Raw genomic sequence first — 2302 nt, forward strand, 5'->3', positions numbered from 1 at the left:
CCCGGATGTCATCGGGCAACTAAACGCCACGCTGCTACAAGAGCTTCAGCCGCCTTGCCGTAATGCTTTCATCGAGAATGATGCTCGCACAGATGCAGGCTCACCAATTCTGTTCAGTTATCTGCCGGACCTGCCGCGAATGTTCCGGTTCCTGTCTGCTTTGGAGTTACTGCAAATGAAAGGGGCCATCCTCTGCTTTGATTTTCAGGCGGACGCGCTGCGATCACTCTGCGGCGACAAGGTCGAGTTGCAGACCATCGACTTTGCTGAGTTCGAGAGGAGGTTCTTCTCCAACCCATGAAACAACCTCAAAAACGCGCTCAAATTCTATTGGCAGTCGCGCTGCTGCTCTATGCCTGCGGCTACGTAACGCAGTTCATCGGCAACTATGCCGTCTGGCAGAAAAACGGCGGTATGCTGGGCGGCACTTCTCCGCCGTTTCCCTCTTTGTCGCCGCTGACCTGTCTCAAAGGTGTTCTGTGGTTTCCCTACAATCTGTACTGCATGGCGGGCTGCGCAGCAGCAGTCGCTGTGATTTTCCTATACCGAAAGCTGTTCAGCCAGGATGCCCTAACGGATTCCGAACGCAATTTCGATTTCTCCGCAAAGGGTACTTACGGCACATCCGGCTGGATGCAGACGCGAGAGGTTCCCGCCGTGCTGGATATGGTTTCCGACCTATCCCAGCATACAGGCACCGTGTTGGGGATGCTCGACGGAAAGTTTCTCTGCATTCCGGAGAAAACGCGCATGAATGGCAACCTCGCCGTCTACGGTGCCAGCGGCTCGATGAAAACCCGCTCGTTCTGCATGAATCGCATCCTGCAAAGCGCCGCCCGCGGCGAGTCGCTGATTATCTGTGACCCAAAATCCGAACTATACGAAAAATCCAGCGAATATATGCGAGATTTAGGGTACACGGTGCGTGTGTTCAATCTTGTCAGCCCCGAAAATTCCGACTCGTGGAACTGCCTGAAAGAAATTGAGGGGCAGGAACTGATGGCGCAGCTTTTCGTGGATGTCATCATCAAGAACACCAACGGCACCGGCAAAAGTGACCGCTTCTGGGATTCGGGAGAGATGAACCTGCTGAAAGCGCTGGTCTTGTACGTTGACCTCACCTACCCGCCGGAGCAGCGGACCATCGATGAGGTGTACAACCTTATCACGCAATGCAGCGAAAGTCAGTTGGACAGCCTGTTTGATGTTCTGCCTCTGACGCATCCTGCCAAAGCACCGTACAGCCTGTACCAACGGGCATCGGACTCTGTGCGCAGCGGTGTCATCAGCGGGCTGGGCAGCCGGTTGCAAGTGTTTCAGTCTGAACTGATTAAAAAAATCACTGCGTATGACGAAATCAGCCTTGAACTGCCGGGGCAGCAACCCTGCGCGTACTATCTCGTCACCAGCGACCAAGACAGCACCTTTGATTTCCTTGCATCGCTGTTCCTATCTTTCGCCTTTATCAAACTCGTGCGCTATGCCGATGCCAACTGCCCCGGCGGGCGGCTTCCAGTGCCAGTCCATGTGCTGGGCGAGGAGCTGACCGCCTGTGGTACGATTTCCGAACTATCCCGGCGCATCAGCGTCATTCGCTCTCGCAATATATCCATGTCCTGCGTGTTCCAAAACCTTGCCGGCCTACAAAACCGCTACCCGCAGAACCAGTGGCAGGAGATTTTGGGTAACTGTGATGTGCAGCTTTTTCTTGGCTGCACAGATCATCTGACTGCCGAATATGTTTCCCAGCGCACCGGCATTGCCAGCGTGGCGGTGTCCAGCACTTCCAAGGCATTAAGCACCCTGCGTGTTTCCGACTATACGCCGCAATACCGCGAAAGCAGCGGTGTCGGCAAGCGCCCGGTGCTGACCCCGGACGAAGTGCTGCGCCTGCCGGTAGATGAAGCGCTGGTGATATTGCGTGGTCATAAGGTTCTGAAAGTTCGCAAGATGGACTACTCTCTGCACCCCGCTTACAAGCAGTTGCGGGAGTGCAAAGCATCTGCGCATATCCCGGAGTGGCGGAAAGCCTTACCAGAACCCCTCGAAACTCCCCCGGTGGAAACAAAGACATCCCCCAAGGCACTGCCTAAGCGCCGTGGCCGTCCAGCCAAATCAAAAACGGTGGTTGCCACCGACAAAGAATCCATCATAACAAAACCTGAAACTGAAAAGGAGATTTCCCATGGAAATGAACAATGACATTCTTACCCCCGACCTGCCTATCCCCGAACTTGTGGAGTTTGAGGATGCACCCATTCCCGCCCCTGTCGAAGAAGAAAAGCCTGCCGAGACTCCCCCG

At 54.9% G+C, this 2302-nt stretch carries 1 protein-coding gene and 1 pseudogene; both read left to right on the forward strand.

Going from position 1 to position 2302, the window contains the following annotated elements; all coding sequences use genetic code 11:
* Window positions 1–301 (forward strand): annotated as a pseudogene (locus B5D32_RS15470) (hypothetical protein); the annotation flags it as partial.
* Window positions 298–2202, forward strand: a complete 1905-nt coding sequence (locus tag B5D32_RS14490; RefSeq protein ID WP_078785658.1) for a VirD4-like conjugal transfer protein, CD1115 family — start codon at window positions 298–300, stop codon at window positions 2200–2202. The pseudogene B5D32_RS15470 and the gene B5D32_RS14490, both read left to right, overlap by 4 nt.
* The last annotated feature ends 100 nt before the right edge of the window (window positions 2203–2302 follow it).

The organism is Gemmiger formicilis (assembly GCF_900167555.1).
Classification (GTDB): Bacteria; Bacillota; Clostridia; order Oscillospirales; family Ruminococcaceae; genus Gemmiger; species Gemmiger formicilis.

What these genes read in the sequence shown, in the direction of transcription:
- B5D32_RS14490 (WP_078785658.1), top strand. Translation starts at nt 298, where the DNA reads ATGAAACAACCTCAAAAACGCGCTCAAATTCTATTGGCAGTCGCGCTG.